Raw genomic sequence first — 16,545 nt, 5'->3', positions numbered from 1 at the left:
GTTCGGGTTCGTGCAGTTCGGGTTCGTGCAGTTCGGGTTCGTGCAGTTCGGGTTCGTGCAGTTCGGGTTCGTGCAGTTCGGGTTCGTGCAGTTCGGGTTCGTGCAGTTCGGACATGGTGCGGACCTTGCCGCAGGCCGGGCGGCACGGCAAGCGGATTACCCGGTTCAGCCCACGAGCGGCGGGTTGAGGCGGGCGAAGGCCTCCTGCCGGCGGTAGGGGAAGTACGGGTACGGCGCGGTGCGGGCGCTGGCCGCGTCGAGCCGGGCGACCTGCTCGTCGGTCAGCGACCAGCCGACCGCGCCGAGGTTCTGCCGCAGCTGCTCCTCGTTGCGGGCGCCGATGATGACCGAGGAGACGGTCGGGCGGCGCAGCAGCCAGTTGATGGCGATCTGCGGGACGGTGCGACCGGTCTCGGCGGCGATCCCGTCGAGCGCGTCGACCACCCGATACAGCAGTTCGTCCTCGACCGGCGGGCCGTAGTCGGCAGTGTCGTGCAGCCGGCTGTCGGCCGGGAGCGGCCGGCCGCGCCGGATCCGGCCGGTGAGGCGGCCCCAGCCGAGCGGGCTCCACACCAGGGCGCCGACGCCCTCCTCCTGGGCGAGCGGCATCAGCTCCCACTCGTAGTCGCGGCCGACCAGCGAGTAGTAAACCTGGTGGGCGGCGTAGCGGGGGCGGCCGTAGCGCTCGGCGACGGCGAGGGACTTCATCAGCTGCCAGCCGGAGAAGTTGGAGACGCCGGTGTAGCGGAGCTTGCCGGCCCGGACGAGGTCGTCGAGGGTGGCCAGTACCTCCTCGATCGGGGTGCCGGCGTCGTAGGCGTGCAGTTGGAAGAGGTCGAGGTAGTCGGTGCCGAGGCGGCGCAGCGCGTCGTCCACGGCCTTGGTGAGGCGGGCCCGGGAGGTGCCGGCGTCCTGCGGGCCGTCGCCGGTCGGCAGGCCGGCCTTGGTGGAGACGAGCACCTGGTCGCGGCGGCCGCGGATGGCCTGGCCGAGGACCTCTTCGGAGGCGCCGTCGGAGTAGACGTCGGCGGTGTCGAAGAGGGTGACTCCGGCGTCGATGGCGATGTCGAGCAGGCGGCGGGCCTCCTGGACGTCGGTGGTGCCCCAGGCGCCGAACAGCGGTCCACGGCCGCCGAAGGTGCCGGTGCCGAGGCTGAGCGCGGGGACCTTGAGGCCGGACGAGCCGAGTCGGCGGTATTCCATGGCGGTTGCCGTGCTGGTTGTCGTGCTGCTTTCCATGGCAGTTCTCCCCTCGGAGCCCTTAACGGGACTCCCATTCCGTTAGGATGGTTCGACCTTAGCAGGGCCCATCGACCTAATGGAACAGGAATCCCGTTAATGACTGCCGAGCCCTCCGCGCCGGACGCACCGGACGCACCGGACACTCCGGACGCGCCGGAGACCCCCACGCCCGGGACGCGGCGCCCCGGCGGCCGCACCGCCCGGGTCCGCACCGCCGTCCTGCGGGCCGCCGAGGACGCCCTGGTCGAGCGCGGCTTCAGCGGGCTCGACCTCGGCGACGTCGCCCAGCGGGCCGAGGTCGGCCGGACCACCGTCTACCGGCGCTGGGGCACCACCAGCGCGCTGGTCGCCGACCTGCTCGCGGACATGGCCGAGCAGTCACTGCCGCGCACCCGCAGCGGCTCCCTCGCCGAGGACCTGCGGGCCAACGCCCGGCTGGTCCAGCGCACGCTGGCCGACCCCCGGCAGGGAGCGCTGTTCCGTGCGGTGATCGTCGCCGCCACCTGCGACCCTGACGCCGCCGAGGCGCTGCGGCACTTCTACCTGCGCCGGGTCGAGGAGTGGGCGCCGTGCGTCGCCGAGGCCGTCGAACGCGGCGAACTCCCGCCGGACACCGACGCGTTCGAGGTGGTCCGGGCCGTCTCCGCGCCGCTCTACTACCGGATGCTCACCACCGCCGAGCCGCTCGACGAGGCCGCCGCCGACCGCGCCGCGGCCGCCGCCGAGGCGGCCGCCCGGGCGGGGGCGCACCGGCGGGAGAGCGTCTGACGGCGCCCGAGAACGTCCGGGAAAGCCGTCGGCCGCGCAGTTCGTCGAACTGCGCGGCCGGCGGGAGGGCGGGCGGTCCGGGGGCGACCCGGGGAGCGGCCTAGAAGAAGCTGTCGTCGTCGCCCTCGTAGTAGTTGTTCACAACCACCTCGGGCGTGTCGTCGCTGAACGCCTCGTTGAGCAGCGCGCCGCCGACCAGGCCGGCCGCGCCCGCGCCGATCAGCGCGCCGGTGCCGAAGCGACGCCCGCCCTGGCCCGGCTGGCCCTGAGCGGGCTGGCCCTGGACCGGCTGCGGATAGCCCTGCTGGACCGGCTGCGGGTAGCCCTGCTGCGGGGTGTAGAACGGCGGCACGGTGGTCTGCACCCGCTGGGCGCAGGCGGCGCAGGTCTCGATCTGGCGCGGCACGCCCCACTGCGGCGACCACAGCACCGCCGTCGAGCCGAGGCCGTGCGAGGGGTCGAAGAAACACGTCACGGGGGAACTCCCTGGTCCTGGCTGGGTCATCGGGACAGCGGGCGCCACGGCAGGCACGGCGGGCGCCATGGCCGGCGTGGCGGGCACGACCGGAGCCGGCGGAGGCGCGGCGGGCGCGGGGGCGGCGGGCGCCGGTTGCAGGACGTCCACCCCGAAGTCGGCGGCGATGCCCGCGAGCCCCGACGCGTACCCCTGCCCGACGGCCCGGAACTTCCAGTCCGCACCGTGCCGGTACAGCTCGCCGAACACCATCGCCGTCTCGCTGCCCGCCTCGGCCGCCACGTCGTAGCGGGCCGTCTCGGCGCCGCCCTCCGGGTCGGTGAGCCGGATGTACGCGCCGCGGACCTGGCCGAAGCTCTGGCGCCGCTGCACCGCGTCGTAGACCGCGACCGCGAAGACGATCTTCTCCACCCCGGCCGGGACGTCCGCGAGCCGGACGTCGATCCGCTCCTGGTCGTCGCCGCCACCGGCGCCGCCCTGGTGGCGGACCGAACCGTCCGGGCTCTGCAGGTTGTTGAAGAAGACGAAGTGCTGGTCCGAGACGACCTTCCCGGAGGCGTCACAGAGCAGGGCGCTGGCGTCCAGGTCGTACCCGGCGCCGGCCGTCCAGCCGAGGCCGACCCGTACGACCCGCAGCCCGGGGGCCTGCTTGCCCAGGGAGACGTTGCCGCCCTTCGTCAGGGCCACACTCATGGGACTCCTCCGCAACCGTTCGAATTACCGCTGTTTCCGCTGTTCGACCACGACAACGCTGTAGAGCTCGCGCCGGTTCCCGACTTCCCGTCAGTACTGGACGGGACGTTCCAGCAGGCCACAGGCCCGCGGCGCGGCCTTGCCGGCCGGGGCGCTCGGGCGGGGTGCCCTGGCGGGGTGTCGGCTCCCGACCTATTGTCAGGCAACATGACACGCCTTCGTCGCGCCGCCACCCTGGCCGCTGCCCTCACCGGCACCCTCGCCGCCCTGCTCGCCCCGGCCGCCGCCCAGGCCGGCCCGGCCGCCTGCCAGGTCGTCGGCACCGCCGCGGTGGACACCGAACAGGCCCGGCTCCAGGACCAGCGGACGACCGCCTTCACCGAGCGCTCCGGCCTGCGCGACCTGCTCCGGGGCTTCCCCGCCGCCCTGTGCGCCGCCCGGAACACCCGGCAGGCGGAACGGGTGGCGGGCGCCTGGGGCCGGGCGCTCTGGCAGGCCGGGGTGGACCGGGCCCAGGGCCGGCGGCCCAGCGGCGAACTCCCCGCCCGCGACGACCGCCCGCTGTACTGGACCAGGCTCGCGATGACCGTCCAACTGGCCCGCTGGCAGCCCGGGTTCGACGTCGACCCGGCCGACCTCCGGGCCCGCTTCGAGGACGCCTCCCGGGGCCTCGACGACGGCTTCACCGCCGCCCCCGGCGTCCGGCGGATCTTCGTCAGCGGCTTCGACCCGTACGGCCTCGACACCGAGCCGCGCCGCGCCAACCCCTCCGGCGCGGCCGTGCTGCAACTGCACGGACGGCGGATCACCCTCGCCGACGGCAGCCCCGCCGAAGTCCGGGCCGTCCTGCTGCCGGTCCGCTACGGCGACTTCGACGACGGCGTCGTCGAGCGCGCCTTCGGCCCGCACCTCACCCCCGGCCCGCAGGCCGCCGACCTGATCACCAGCATCAGCCAGGGCTACCCGGGCCTGTTCACCCTGGAGGCCTGGGCCGGGCGGGCCCGCTCCGCCGATCCCGCCACCGACAACACCGGCACCCTCTCCGGCGGCACCCGGCAGCACCCGGTCACCGCCCCGGGCCTGGACGACGGCCCGGAGTTCATCCGCACCACCCTGCCCACCGACGCCATGACGGCCGTCCAGCAGCCCTACCCCGTCCGCCTCAACACCACCGTCACCGAGATCCCCGAGGGCGGCGTCGACCCCGTCGACCGCGCGGACGGCCCCACCCCCGGCTCCCGCGCCGTCGCCGGTGGCGGCGGCGGGTACCTCTCCAACGAGGTCGCCTACCGCTCCAACCGCCTGCGCCTCGACCTCGCCCCCGACCTCCCCGGCGGCCACCTGCACACCCCCGTGCTCACCGGCCTGCCCGCCCAGCAGGACCGCCTCACCGCCCCGGAGTTCGAGCAGAACGAGGCCGCCATCGCCGACCAGGTCCGCGAGATCCTGCGCCACGCCCGGTTCTGAGCCCCGGTGCCGCGCCCGGTTCTTGAGCCCCGGGCGCGCGGCGGGGACGCCTACACCGGCCGGGCGAAGCGCGTCCCCGCCGCGCGCTCCCGGGACTCGGCGATCTGCGCGTACGCGGCCTCCCGGTCCGCCCAGTGCGAGCCCTCGACCAACTTGCCGCGCTCCAGGTCCTTGTAGACCTGGAAGAAGTGGGTGATCTCCAGCAGGTCGAACTCGCGCAGGTCGCCGATGTCGCGCAGGTCTCCGTAGCGCGGGTCGTGGGCGGGGACGCACAGCACCTTCTGGTCCGGCCCGCGTTCGTCCCGCATCACCCACATGCCGACCGCCCGGCAGGTGATCACGCACCCCGGCACGGCCGGTTCGCCGCCGAGCACCAGCGCATCCAGCGGCTCCGCGTCGCCGCCGAGGGTGCCCTCGACGTAGCCGTAGTCCGCGGGGTAGCGGGTGGCGGTGAACAGGGTGCGGTCGAGGCGGATCCGGCCCGCCGCGAAGTCCATCACGTACTTGTTCCGCGACCCCTGCGGGGTCTCGATCAACACCTCGAACTCCACCGCGGCCTCCTCCTCTGCGCCTGGGGAGATTGTCCGCCGTCCCGGCCGTCCGGGCACCCTCCGCAAACGCCCTCCACGGCCCGCTGGGGTCCGTTAGCATCCGGATCATGGGGAGTTGGCGTGTCACCGTCCAGGACCACCACCGCCGCAGCGGCGGGCGGCCACAGGGGCGCCCGCAGGGGCCGCTGGCCCGCCACGGCGGCCTGGCGCTGTACGGCCGGGACGGCGAGATCAGCTGTGTCGACACCGAGGGCCTGGTCCGCTGGCGCCGCCCCTGCGCGGGGCGCCCAAACGCAGCCCACCTCTCCGGCGGCCGGGCGCTGGTCACCACCGACTCCTTCGAGTACACCGCCTGGGGCCACCTCGGCCCGGCCCTGCTGCTGGACCTCGACGACGGCGCCCTGGTCGCCGAACTGCGCGGCGAGCGCGGCACGGCCCTGGGCGGCGGCCGCTTCGTGCTCGGCCTGGAGGGCTACGGCGCCTTCGACACCTGGGCCTACGACCGGGACGCCACCCTGGTCGACTCCTGGCGCAGCTACGGCCACTACGTGGTCGGCGGCGGCCTGCGCGTCGTCGAGACCGACCGCCGCCGGCCGACCGGGAGCCGGGTGGTGCGGCTGCTGCCCGGCGGGGGGATCGAGAACGGCCCGCTGCTCGCCGACCCGCAGGCCCCCGCGCCGGTGGTGCTGGCCGACGGCACCGTCCTGGTGCTGGACGCGGGGGTGCTGCGCGCCGTCGGGCGCGACCTCGACGCCACCGTGCTCGCCGAGTTGCTCCCACTGTCCGGCGACGACCTGCGCCGGTTCACCGGCACGCTGCGCCGCACGGCCGACGGCCTGACCGTGACGCTCGTGGAGCGCCACCCGACCCGGATGGGCGGCTACACCACCCACCGCTGGGCCCTCGGGCTGGAGTCGCCGAACTAGGCCGTGTCCGGCCGGGCGAACTGCTCTCCTGGCCCCCGGCGTTCCCCGGCGGCCACTCTCCGCGACCGCTCCCACGGAGCAGTACCGGGCGCGCGGCCGCTCCGGCGGCGGTAGGACAGACACAGACGTGCCCGGGAGGAGAGACCGTGAAGATCGTCGTCGACCTCAACCGCTGCCAGGGCTACGCGCAATGCGCGTTCCTCGCTCCCCGAGTGTTCGAGCTGCACGGGGAGGAGGCCCTGCTCTACACCCCGCAGGCCGCCGAGGACCAGCGTGACCGCGTCCGGCGGGCCGTCGCGGCCTGCCCGGTGCAGGCCATCGTGGTCGAGGAGGAGGGCCGGTCCGATGTCCGATGACCTCAAGAACGGCCGGATCGTCATCGTCGGCGCCTCGCTGGCCGGCCTGCGCGCCGCCGAGACGCTACGGGACGAGGGCTTCGCCGGGCAGCTGACCGTGGTCGGCGAGGAACACCTTCCCCCGTACGACCGGCCGCCCCTGTCCAAACAGGTGCTGCTCGGGCGGGTGCGCGCCGAGGAGACCGCGCTGCCCCGGCGCCGCAAGGTTGACGCGCAGTGGAAGCTCGGCGTCCGCGCCACCGGTGTGGACGGGGCCGGCAGGCAGGTCCTGCTCGCGAACGGCGAGCAGCTGCCCTACGACCGGCTGCTGATCGCCACCGGCACCCGGGCCAGGCCCTGGCCGAAGGCCGAGCAGGCCGCACTCGACGGGGTGTTCACCCTGCGCACCGCCGAGGACGCGGCCGGCCTGGCCGAGCGGCTGGACGCCGGCCCGAAGCGGGTGCTGGTGATCGGCGCCGGGTTCACCGGCTCCGAGATCGCCTCCGCCTGCCGGGAGCGCGGCCTGGCGGTGACCGTCGCCGAGCGCGGCCCCGCCCCGCTGGTCGGGGCCCTCGGCGGGGCCTTCGGCGCCCTCGCGGCCAAGGTCCAGCTCGCCCACGGCGTCGACCTGCGCTGCGGGGTGACCGTCTCCGCGCTGACCGGCCGAGCGGGCCGGCTCACCGGCGCCGAGCTCTCCGACGGCACCCGGATCGAGGCGGACGTTGCCGTGGTCGCCCTGGGCGCCGTCCGCAACACCGAATGGCTGGCCGAGTCGGGGCTCGCCGCCGGTCCGCGCGGGGTGGCCTGCGACGCGGGCTGCCGCGCCTTCAACATGTACGGGATCGTCACCGACGACGTCTTCGTCGCGGGCGACGTCGCCCGCTTCCCGCACCCCCTCTTCGAGTACCAGCTGCTCTCCCTCGAACACTGGGGCAACGCGGTCGCGCAGGCCGAGGTGGCGGCGCACAACATGGTCAGCCCGGGGCCGCAACGGCGGCCGCACCTGAGCGTCCCCTCCTTCTGGTCCAGCCAGTTCGGGCTCAACATCAAGTCCGTCGGCGTGCCCACCTTCTCCGACCACGTGGTCCTCGCCCAGGGCTCGGTCGAGGAGCGCCGGCTCGTCGCGGTCTACGGGTACCGGGGCCGGATCACGGCCGCCGTCAGCGTGAACCGGGCCAAGTGGCTGGAGCACTACCAGCGGCTGATCGAAGCCGCCGCGCCGTTCCCGCCCGACTGGGACGGCGTGGAGCCGCCCGCCTCCCGCATCCCGGTCCCCTCCGACGTACCCGACCCGAAGGTGCTCTCGCACGGCCCGACCGTCGCCCTCACCGGCCACCTGCCCGACCGGCGGCTGACCCTGCGGCGCTGGGGCGGCTGAGCCCACCCGCCACCGCTCGACGGGCGCACGCCCACCGGGCCCCGCCGCCCGTCGAGGACCACTACCGCCGCCACCCCCGAGGAGCCACCGCGCATGGCCGCCGCCGACACCCTGTTCCGCCGGATCACCGACTACGCCAACCGCGCCGACCCCTACCCCCTGTACGCCGAGCTCCGCGACCACGGCGTGGCCCGCCAGGACGACGGCAGCTACCTGGTCGGCACCTACCACGAGGTCGCCGCGCTGCTGCACGACCCGCGGATCAGCTCGGACCGCCGCAACCGCACCGTCCCGGACGAGATGCAGGGCAGCGTCCCGGTCGCCTTCATCGGCCGGGACGACCCCGAGCACGAACGGCTGCGCAACATCGCCATGCGGCCCTTCGGCCCGCCCCACGCGCCCGACCGGGTCGACGCCATGCACGACGAGATCGCGCGGATCACCGGGGAACTGGTCGACGGGCTCCGGGGCCGCGACCGGATCGACCTGGTCGAGGACTTCGCCTACCCGCTGCCGGTCACCGTCATCTGCCGGCTGCTCGGCGTGCCGCGCGAGGACGAGCCGCGGTTCCACGCCTGGTCCGAGACGCTGATCGCGGGCTTCGACCCCACTCCCGACAGCGATCCGACCGAGCGCCAGCGCGCGGCCACGCAGGCCCGGATGGAGATGGGGCTGTACCTCGGCGAACTCGCCGAGAGCCGCCGGGGCAAGCCGTCCGACGACATGCTCTCCGCCTTCGTCAACGACCCCGGCCCGTCGGGCGGCTTCACCCAGACGGAGCTGATGGCCACCGCGGTCCTACTGCTCATCGCCGGGCACGAGACGACCGTCAACCTGATCACCAACGGCGTGCTCACCCTGCTGCGCCAGCCGGAAAGCCTGGAACTGCTGCGCGACAAGCCGGAGTTGATGCCGCGCGCGGTGGAGGAACTGCTGCGCTACGAACCCCCGGTCCAGCTGTTGCCGCAGCGCACCGCGCTCACCGACATCGACGTCGCCGGGGTCACCGTCCCCAAGGGCGCGCCGCTGATCCTGGTGCTCGCCGCCGCCAACCGGGACCCTCTGCGGTTCCAGGAGCCCGACCGCTTCGACCCGAACCGCCAGGACAACCAGCACCTCGGCTTCGGCAGCGGCGTGCACAGCTGCTTCGGCGCACCGCTCGCCAGGGTCGAGGCGCAGCTCGCGCTCACCGCGCTCATCCACCGCCTGGACGGCCCCCGGCTGCTCCAGGACCCGCCCGAGTACCGGCGCAGCCCCGTCCTGCGCGGGCCCCGGCACCTGCCGCTCGCGCTGTCCGGCGTCAGGGACTGAGCAGCCCGGGCCCGGGAGGCCGATGCCGCCTCCCGGGCCCGGGCACGTTCGGCGGCGCTACGGGGTGCCGCGCACCACCGGCAGCTCCAGGAAGGACGGGTCGGCTCCGCCGTGCCCGATCCGGTAGCTCGCCCGGCCGTCGGCCGGGAGCAGTTGGAAGGAGTCCGGGTTGGCGGCGGCGACCGTGAGCCGGATCCGCTCGCCGGCCCGGAAGAGCACCGCGACGGGTTGCAGGTCGATGGTGACCCGACGGGCCCGGCCCTGCGGGAAGGGCGCCGCGTCGGTGGCCGCGTAGCTGCGGGGCGTGCGCAGCCGGCGCCAGTCGGGGTTGTCGTCCCGGTCGGACACGGCCCGGTCGGCGAGGGCGAGTTGGCCCTCGGTCAGGTAGGTGACCCGGCCGTCGGGGGCGACGTCCTCCAGGTAGACGTGCAGGGCGCCCTGGGCGGTGCCGTCGAGGCCGGTGACGTCGAGCGTGACGCGGCCGTTGCCGGTCACCCGGGTGTCGTCGGTCAGCGGCGGGGTGGTGTAGCTGAGGAGCTTGGCGTCCACGGCGGCCCGGTCGGGGTAACTGACCTGGTTGCCGGTGAGGTTGGTGTTCCAGCGGTCCAGCGGGCCGGTGCCGGCGGTGGGGTCGAGGCGCAGCAGGTCGGCGCCGGGGCGGTCGTCCGGATCGGGCCGTCGGCGGCTGAGCGTGGTGTCCTCGCCGAGGTAGAGCCGCTGCGGGCGGGTGCCGGGCAGCGGCCAGCGGGTGGTGGTGCGCCAGACGCCCTCGTTGAAGGTGTAGTAGTGCAGGTGCCGGGTGCCGTCGGGGCGGCCGTCGGCCCGTACGTAGCGGTCGAAGAAGTCGAACGTCCGCTGGGCGATCTGGGCGCGTTCCTGGTCGGTGAGGTGGCGGGCGGGCTGGAAGGGGTCGGCGAGGTAGCCCTGGCCGTGGCTCCACGGGCCGATCCAGGCGTCCTGGGTGTTGGAGAGGCCGGTGAACTGGGAGAGCACGCCGTTGGCGGTGCCCGCGTCGAGCCAGCCGGCGTCGGTGAGCACGGGGACGCCGCCGGCCTCGACGGCGTCGGCCTTCTCGCCGACGCTGCCGACCGTCCAGCTCTTCGGGCCGTCCTGGTAGTCGCGGTACACGCCGGCCTCGGCCATGTCGACCAGGTTGGCGTTGCCCGTGTGCTCGGCGCGCGCGGCGGCGAGCAGGGCCGGTCCGTCCGGGCCGTCGACCGGCCGGGGCACGGCCCCGGTCAGGCCGGTGGCCGCGCAGACCTGCCAGGTCTGCTCGTCGGTGTCGCAGGTGGTGCCGCCGGCCTGGTCGAGGATGCGCAGCAGCAGCGCGTACGGGGCGATCCGGGGCTCGATGAGCAGGCCGCCGGGGCGCACCAGGTCCTCGTACGGGTCGAAGTCGTAGGAGATCGGGGCTGCGGCGGTGATGTGGTGGTTGCCGAGGGCGGTGGCGAGCATCGCGGTGTCGCCGCCGTAGGAGACGCCGGTGGTGCCGACCCGGCCGTTGGACCAGGGCTGGGCGGCGATCCAGTCGCTGAGCGGGCCGCTGTCGGCGACGGTGTCGGCGCCGAGTTCGGAGCTCAGGGTGCCGAAGGAGGCGCCGGTGCCGCGCAGGTCGGCGACCACGTAGGCGTAGCCACGGGCGTTCCAGCCGTCGGCGTCGCTGCTGCGGCCGCCGTTGCCGGGTGCGCCGGGGTAGACCCGGGCCCGCCAGTAGCGCTGGGTGACCAGGACGGTGGGCAGGTTCGCACCGTCCCTGGTGCCCTCGGGCAGCCAGACGTCGACGGCGAGGCGGACGCCGTCGGGCATCGTCACGTAGCGCGACTGGAGGTGCGGCTCGGCGGCCGGGGCGGCCGCGGCGGGCGCCACGGCGAGTCCGAGCACGGCCGCGGCCGCGACCAGCGCCGCCAGCGGGCGGCGCGGGATCCCCCCTGCCCGGCTCACCGGGAGGTCGCCTTCCAGGGGCCGTCCTCGGGCCTGGCCTCGGTGTCGGTGCCGGGCCAGGGCGGCATGGTGACGGCGGCGATCCGCAGCGGCCGGTCGGCGTCCTCGTCGGCCCGGAACTGGAACGCCGTACCGAGCGGGATCGAGGCCGCCGTCCCGGGCACGAGCCGGACGGTCTCCTCCCGCCCGCCCTGGCGGCGCCACAGCTCCCCGGCGCCCTCGACGACCTGCCACAGCTCCTGCACGGTGGCGTGCGACACCGCGTGCGACACCTGCCCGGGGGCGAGCTCGAACACCGCGAGGCTCCCCTGTCCGTCCAGGACCAGCAGCGGGAACACCGCGGCCCCGTCCGGTGCGGTCACCACCTGGACGTCACCGACGTCCGCTGTCTGGAACGGTTGCTGCACTGGCTGACTGCTCATCCGACCCGGCCTCTCTCACGTCACGGAGTACCTTGGTCCCGCCCCCCACCGCCGATGAGAACACGCCTCGGCGCCCGGCCGCCACCCTGAGATGTCCCGTAGTTCGACGCGCCGGTCCCGCGCCGGTCCGACGGTGGCCCCGCGCCGGTCTCAGCCGCCGGCGGACGTGCCGAACTCGCGGAGGGCGTCGGTGACGATCGCGTCCAGCCGGGCGTGGTGGGCGCCGCGCCAGTAGGCCTGGCCGCAGTCGACGCACTGGGCGAAGACGTCGTAGGAGCGCTCGGTGCCGTCCCGCAGCTGCTCGCGCACCGAGGTCTTGTCGGCCTCGCGCAGCGTGCCGTTGCAGGTGGTGCAGCGACTCCACGGATCGAGCGGGGGCGCGAAGCGGGAGAGCACGTCGCGCAGCTGCTCGTTGGGGCGGTGGCTGTAGACGTAGGCGCCGGCCCACAGTTCGCGGCGGCGCAGCAGCCCCCGGTCGCGCGAGAGCAGGACGCGCTGCTCGGCGGCGGAGCGGGCAGCGAGCGCGGCGTCGCCGATGTCCGGGTTCTCGTAGGCGGCGTCGACGCCGAGCAGGCGCAGTCGGCGGGTGAGGGTGCCGAGGTGGACGTCCAGCAGGAAGCGCGGCGGGGCGGGCGAGGGCTGCGGCCGGTCCACGGCCCGGACGGTGACGTGTTCCTCGTCGACCGGCACGTGCGACCCGGGCACCGGCCGGCCGTCCACCAGCAGGGTGCCGACCTCGGTGAGCGGGACGCCCAGGGACTCGACGACATGGCCGAGCGTCGAGGTGCCGTCGGTGCGCAGCGCCGAGCGGCCGGCCCGCCGGGGCCCGGAGACGAAGAGGTGCAGCTCGGGGGCGAAGTCGAGCCAGATCTGGGGTCGGTCCACGCGGCCAGCATGCCAGCGGGCGGCGGCCCGGGCCACCGGTTTCCGGTCAGCCGTCGGAGCATTCTCGGGCGGGCTCGCGGCGGCGGCGGCCGGCGCGGGCCCCGACCGGGGCTGAGCAGCCGGTTCGGGGCGGCGCGCAGGGGCGTCGAGGAGGGCGCCGGGCCGGCGGGGAAAGCCGGTGCGGGGGCCGCTACGGGACTGCGACAGCGGAGGTGACCGGCGCCGGGCGGCCCCGGTCGCGGTCCCGCTCGGCCCAGCGGACGACCGGCCCCATCGCGTACCCGGCCGCCAGGAAGAGGCCGCCCAGGACGAGCCAGCCCGCGAGCCCGCCGTCCAGCAGCAGGGTGGTCAGCAGCAGCGGCCCGAGGGTGCGGGCGACGGCCACGCCGGTGCCGAAGAAGCCCTGGTACTGGCCGATCCGCTCGGGCGGGGCGAGGTCGAAGCTGATCTGCCAGGAGCCCGCCGACTGCCGCATCTCGCCGATCACCTGGAGGACGGAGGCCGCCACCAGCAGCGCGGCGACCGCCCACACCGGGACGTCCAGGGCCGACAGGCCGAACACCGCGCAGGAGGCGAGCAGCACCAGCCCGGCCGAGCGGACGGCCCGTGCGGCCGGGCCCAGGCCGGTGACGCCGCGCGCCGCCCGGACCTGGAAGGCCAGCACGGCCAGGGTGTTGAGGACGAACAGGGCCGAACCGAGCCAGCCGATCCCGGGCGCCCGGTCGGCGATCCAGAGCGGGATGACCAGGCTGAGCAGCGGCATCCGCAGCAGCAGCACGGTGTTGACCAGCGCGACGGCGGCGTACCGGCGGTCGCGCAGGACGGCCAGCCGGGGCCCGGCGCCCGACCGGGCCGGGGCGGGCGGGGCTTCGGGCAGCCGCAGCAGGATCAGCGCACCGGCCAGGAAGCCGAGCGCCGTCACCACGAAGGCGCCGAGGAACGCGGCCCGGGTGCCGACGGTGAGCGCGATGCCGCCGATGGCGGCGCCGACGGCCAGCCCCCCGTTGAGGGTCGACTGGAGGTGGGCGAGCAGCCCGGTGCGCTGGGCGGGCGGCACCAGGGTGGCGACCAGCGCCTGCCGGGCGGCGGTGAGCCCGGACTGCGTCGTGGCGTAGAGGCAGACCGCGACCAGGAACGGCCCGTAGGAGCGGACCACCAGGAAGGCGGCGACCACCACCGCCGTGGCCAGGGCGAGCGCCACGGCCGTCCGGCGCGGGCCGCGGCGGTCGGCGAGGGCGCCGAGCGGGACGCCCGCCAGCGCGCCGAGCGCCCAGGCCACGGCGAGGCCGGCACCGAGGGCGGTCGCCGACATGCCGACGACGTGGGTGAAGTAGAGCGCGGAGCAGGTGTAGTAGGCGCCGTCGCCGACGGAGCTGGCCAACTGGGCTGCGGCGAGGGTCCGTTGGGGCCCCGGGGGCGGGATGAGGGCGGGCGCCGGGGCGCTGCTGGTCGACACGGGTCTCCTGGCTGGGGGCGGCGCGCGGGCCGGGTGTTCGCAACGGTTCGCGGCCCAGCCTAGGCAGGAGGCGGACCGGCGGTAAGGTCCAGTGATCGCGGAACTCCTTGGTCCACTTCCGGGCCCCACCGCACCGGCGGGCGAGCGCTGAACCCCCGTACGACGGCGGCGAATCGCTCCTCCCGCGGGCCCGGAACCGGCCCCGGCCGTACCGCCGCCGCGCCCTCCGTACCCGCTCCGAATCCGCCTCGCCCAGCGGCCTTCGGGCGTCACCGACCCCGCCGAAGGGCCAAGTTTTGCCGTATTGACCGGTCAGTAACGCCCTCCTATGCTCAACGGCATTCGCGATCCGGCACCGGGCCCGACGCCGCCGTGCCCGCCCGATCCGCCGCCGTCATCGGCTCGAAGGGCTCTTCCCATCAGCACCTCCATCGCCCGCTCGGACGACACCGGCCACCCGGGCGACGCACGGGACGGCGCCGGCACCCGCCGCCGCCGTTTCCTCACCTACCTGCTGGCCGCCCCGACCCTCACCGTCGGCGCCCGGCTCGGCCTCGACGCCGCCGCGCCCGCCACCGCGCGGGCCGCCGTCCGCGCCGCCGCGGCCGCCCAGGACGCCGCCGCCCCCTCGCAGTTGATCGGCCTGCCCGGCATCCCGGACATCCTCGACCTCGGCGACGCGCTGATCGTCGCCGGCCTGCCGACCTCGCACCTGCTCGTCCTGGAACTCACCGCCGCCGGGCGCGCCCTGCTGCACCTGCCCCGGCTGGAGGTCGGCCAGGGTCTCACCACGGCCATCGCGATGCTCGTCGCCGAGGAACTCGACGCCCGGATCGGCGACGTGGACGTGCCGCTCTCCGACGGCCGCCCCGAACTGCTCTTCAACCAGCTGACCGGCGCCTCCAACTCGGTGCGCTCGCTGTACGACCCGGTGCGCGCCGCGGCCGCCGCCGCCCGCGCCCGGCTGGTGACCGCCGCAGCGCGGCGCTGGAACGTTCCGGCAGACACCCTGCGCACCGCCGACTCCGCCGTCCTCGCCCCCGACGGCCGCCGCGCCGGCTACGGCGACCTCGCCACCGAGGCCGCCGCCGTCGCCCTCCCCGCCGTGTCCAGCTCCCCCAAGACCGCCGACCGGTTGCGCCTGGTCGGCCGGCCCACCGGCCGGATCGACGCCCGCGACATCGTCACCGGCCGCGCCAAGTACGCCGGGGACCTCGCGATCCCGGGCGCCGTCCCCACCGTCGTCGCCCGCCCGACCACCATCAACGGCACGCTCAGGACCCTGGACGCCTCGGCCGCCCGCACCATGCCCGGCGTGCTCGGCGTGGTCCGGATCCCCAGCGGCGTCGCCGTCCTCGCCGAGACCTTCGACCAGGCGCTCAAGGCCCGCGACGCGCTGCGCACCTCCTGGAACCCGGGCCCGGTCGCCAACCTCTCCACCCCCGACATCCGCGCCCAACTGCGCGCCGCCCACGCGCCGTTCCTCATCCCCCCGCTGCTCACCCAGTACCTGGACGGCGAATTCGACTTCGCCTTCGTCAACCACGCGCCGATGGAGGTGCTGACCGCCATCGCCGACGTACGGCCGAACCGGGCCGAGCTGTGGTTCGCCGCGCAGACGCCGATCGTCGCCCAGCAGGCCATCGCCGCCGAACTCGGCCTCCCGCAGGACGCCGTGACCGTCCACGTGGTGCGCGGCGGCGGCTCGTTCGGCCGGCGGCTGTTCTTCGACGCCGCCCTGGAGGCCGCCCAGATCTCCAAGGCCGCGGGCCGACCGGTCAAACTCATGTGGACGCGCAACGACGACATGCGCCACGGCCGGATGCGCCCGGCCAGCCACCACCGGATCCGGGCCACCTACGCGCTCGGCCAGGTGCTCAGCTACGAGCACCGCGTCGCCACCGTCAAGACCGACTTCCGGCACGGCCTCGGCGAGATGCTCACCGCCGCCGGCTTCAACCTCTCGCTCGCCGGGCTCAGCCTCGCCCAGGCCTTCTTCCTGCTCAGCGAGAAGAACCCGTACAACGTCGGCATCCCCACCCAGCTGCTCGCCGAAGTGCCGCTGGACGTTCCCACCGGCAGCTGGCGGTCGGTCTACTCCGGCACCGTCCGGGTCGCCGACGAGATCATGATGGACGAACTCGCCCGCCGGATGGGCCAGGACGCCGTCGCGTTCCGCCGCGCCCGGCTGCGCAGCGCCGTCGGCCGGGCCGTCCTCGACACCGTCGCCAAGGCCGGCGGCTGGGGCCGCCCGATGCCCCCCGGCCACGCCCAGGGCATCGGCTACCACGACGAGAACAGCGGGTGCGCCGCCTACCTCGTCGAGCTCGACGCCACCGACCCGGCCGACCCCCGGGTCACCAAGGCCGTGATCGCCGCCGACGTCGGCCGGGTCATCAACCCCCGGGGCCTGGAAGCCCAGCTGACCGGAGCCCTGATCGACGGCATCTCGGTCATCCTGCAAGCCGGCAACCACATCGACAACGGGGCCGTGCGCGAGGGCAGTTACTCCGACTTCCGGTACGCCCGGCAGCGGCACACCCCGCCGGCCGTCGAGATCCACCTCATGCCGCCGAGCGGAGCGCCCGGCGGCGCCGGCGAGCTGGGCGTCCCGGCGGCCTCCGCCGCGGTCGCCAACGCCTACGCGCGCGCGACCGGCACCAGCCCGCGCTCCTTCCCGATCAACTTCTGACTC

General features: G+C 75.1%; 14 protein-coding genes. 7 read left to right on the top strand and 7 right to left on the bottom strand.

The features are described from left to right. Window positions 1-165: 165 nt before the first annotated feature. Complete coding sequence (locus tag AC07AL_RS14425) at window positions 166-1,203, bottom strand: aldo/keto reductase (RefSeq protein ID WP_363589133.1); 1,038 nt, start codon at window positions 1,201-1,203, stop codon at window positions 166-168. A gap of 135 nt (window positions 1,204-1,338) precedes the next feature. On the opposite strand from AC07AL_RS14425, the gene AC07AL_RS14420 reads away from it, so the two are divergent. Further along, complete coding sequence (locus AC07AL_RS14420; protein WP_363589099.1) at window positions 1,339-2,010, top strand: TetR/AcrR family transcriptional regulator; 672 nt, start codon at window positions 1,339-1,341, stop codon at window positions 2,008-2,010. Window positions 2,011-2,110: 100 nt separating this feature from the next. Here the strand turns inward: AC07AL_RS14420 and AC07AL_RS14415 are convergent, their stop codons facing one another. After that, window positions 2,111-3,178, bottom strand: a complete 1,068-nt coding sequence (locus tag AC07AL_RS14415; RefSeq protein ID WP_400985077.1) for a TerD family protein — start codon at window positions 3,176-3,178, stop codon at window positions 2,111-2,113. A gap of 207 nt (window positions 3,179-3,385) precedes the next feature. Here AC07AL_RS14415 and AC07AL_RS14410 point away from each other — a divergent pair, with 207 nt between their 5' ends. Beyond that, window positions 3,386-4,645: a pyroglutamyl-peptidase I gene (locus AC07AL_RS14410; protein ID WP_363589612.1), complete on the top strand. Its 1,260-nt coding sequence runs from the start codon at window positions 3,386-3,388 to the stop codon at window positions 4,643-4,645. A gap of 50 nt (window positions 4,646-4,695) precedes the next feature. Here the strand turns inward: AC07AL_RS14410 and AC07AL_RS14405 are convergent, their stop codons facing one another. After that, window positions 4,696-5,196: an inorganic diphosphatase gene (locus tag AC07AL_RS14405; protein WP_400985079.1), complete on the bottom strand. Its 501-nt coding sequence runs from the start codon at window positions 5,194-5,196 to the stop codon at window positions 4,696-4,698. Window positions 5,197-5,303: 107 nt separating this feature from the next. Here AC07AL_RS14405 and AC07AL_RS14400 point away from each other — a divergent pair, with 107 nt between their 5' ends. From AC07AL_RS14400 to AC07AL_RS14385, 4 genes are all read left to right on the top strand, one after another. Continuing rightward, window positions 5,304-6,122 carry a hypothetical protein gene (locus tag AC07AL_RS14400; RefSeq protein ID WP_363589616.1) on the top strand — a complete coding sequence of 273 codons (819 nt, stop codon included), beginning with the start codon at window positions 5,304-5,306 and terminating at the stop codon, window positions 6,120-6,122. A gap of 146 nt (window positions 6,123-6,268) precedes the next feature. Continuing rightward, window positions 6,269-6,478: a ferredoxin gene (locus tag AC07AL_RS14395; protein ID WP_363589618.1), complete on the top strand. Its 210-nt coding sequence runs from the start codon at window positions 6,269-6,271 to the stop codon at window positions 6,476-6,478. After that, window positions 6,468-7,835, top strand: a complete 1,368-nt coding sequence (locus tag AC07AL_RS14390; RefSeq protein WP_363589620.1) for an NAD(P)/FAD-dependent oxidoreductase — start codon at window positions 6,468-6,470, stop codon at window positions 7,833-7,835. Before AC07AL_RS14395 ends, AC07AL_RS14390 begins: the two co-directional genes overlap by 11 nt. Window positions 7,836-7,928: 93 nt before the next feature. Then, window positions 7,929-9,146 (top strand): cytochrome P450, encoded by a 1,218-nt coding sequence (locus AC07AL_RS14385; protein ID WP_478317577.1) that lies wholly within the window; start codon window positions 7,929-7,931, stop codon window positions 9,144-9,146. 57 nt (window positions 9,147-9,203) lie between these two features. Here the strand turns inward: AC07AL_RS14385 and AC07AL_RS14380 are convergent, their stop codons facing one another. The 4 genes from AC07AL_RS14380 to AC07AL_RS14365 all read right to left on the bottom strand — a co-directional run bounded on the left by AC07AL_RS14380 (window position 9,204) and on the right by AC07AL_RS14365 (window position 13,850). After that, window positions 9,204-11,087 (bottom strand): CocE/NonD family hydrolase, encoded by a 1,884-nt coding sequence (locus AC07AL_RS14380; protein WP_478317576.1) that lies wholly within the window; start codon window positions 11,085-11,087, stop codon window positions 9,204-9,206. Beyond that, entirely contained in the window at window positions 11,084-11,509 is a 426-nt protein-coding gene (locus AC07AL_RS14375) for a cupin domain-containing protein (protein WP_363588458.1), read from the bottom strand. Before AC07AL_RS14375 ends, AC07AL_RS14380 begins: the two co-directional genes overlap by 4 nt. Before the next feature lie 150 nt (window positions 11,510-11,659). Beyond that, complete coding sequence (locus tag AC07AL_RS14370) at window positions 11,660-12,394, bottom strand: Mut7-C RNAse domain-containing protein (protein WP_363588460.1); 735 nt, start codon at window positions 12,392-12,394, stop codon at window positions 11,660-11,662. Between the two features lie 190 nt (window positions 12,395-12,584). Continuing rightward, window positions 12,585-13,850: an MFS transporter gene (locus tag AC07AL_RS14365; protein ID WP_478317575.1), complete on the bottom strand. Its 1,266-nt coding sequence runs from the start codon at window positions 13,848-13,850 to the stop codon at window positions 12,585-12,587. A gap of 328 nt (window positions 13,851-14,178) precedes the next feature. Here AC07AL_RS14365 and AC07AL_RS14360 point away from each other — a divergent pair, with 328 nt between their 5' ends. Continuing rightward, window positions 14,179-16,542, top strand: a complete 2,364-nt coding sequence (locus AC07AL_RS14360) for a xanthine dehydrogenase family protein molybdopterin-binding subunit (RefSeq protein ID WP_363630583.1) — start codon at window positions 14,179-14,181, stop codon at window positions 16,540-16,542. Window positions 16,543-16,545 lie beyond the last annotated feature (3 nt).

It is taken from the genome of Kitasatospora sp. NPDC043949, from assembly GCF_056435365.1.
The sequence above is the reverse complement of the archived record's forward strand: the minus strand, read 5'-3'. Positions and strand labels throughout refer to the sequence as shown.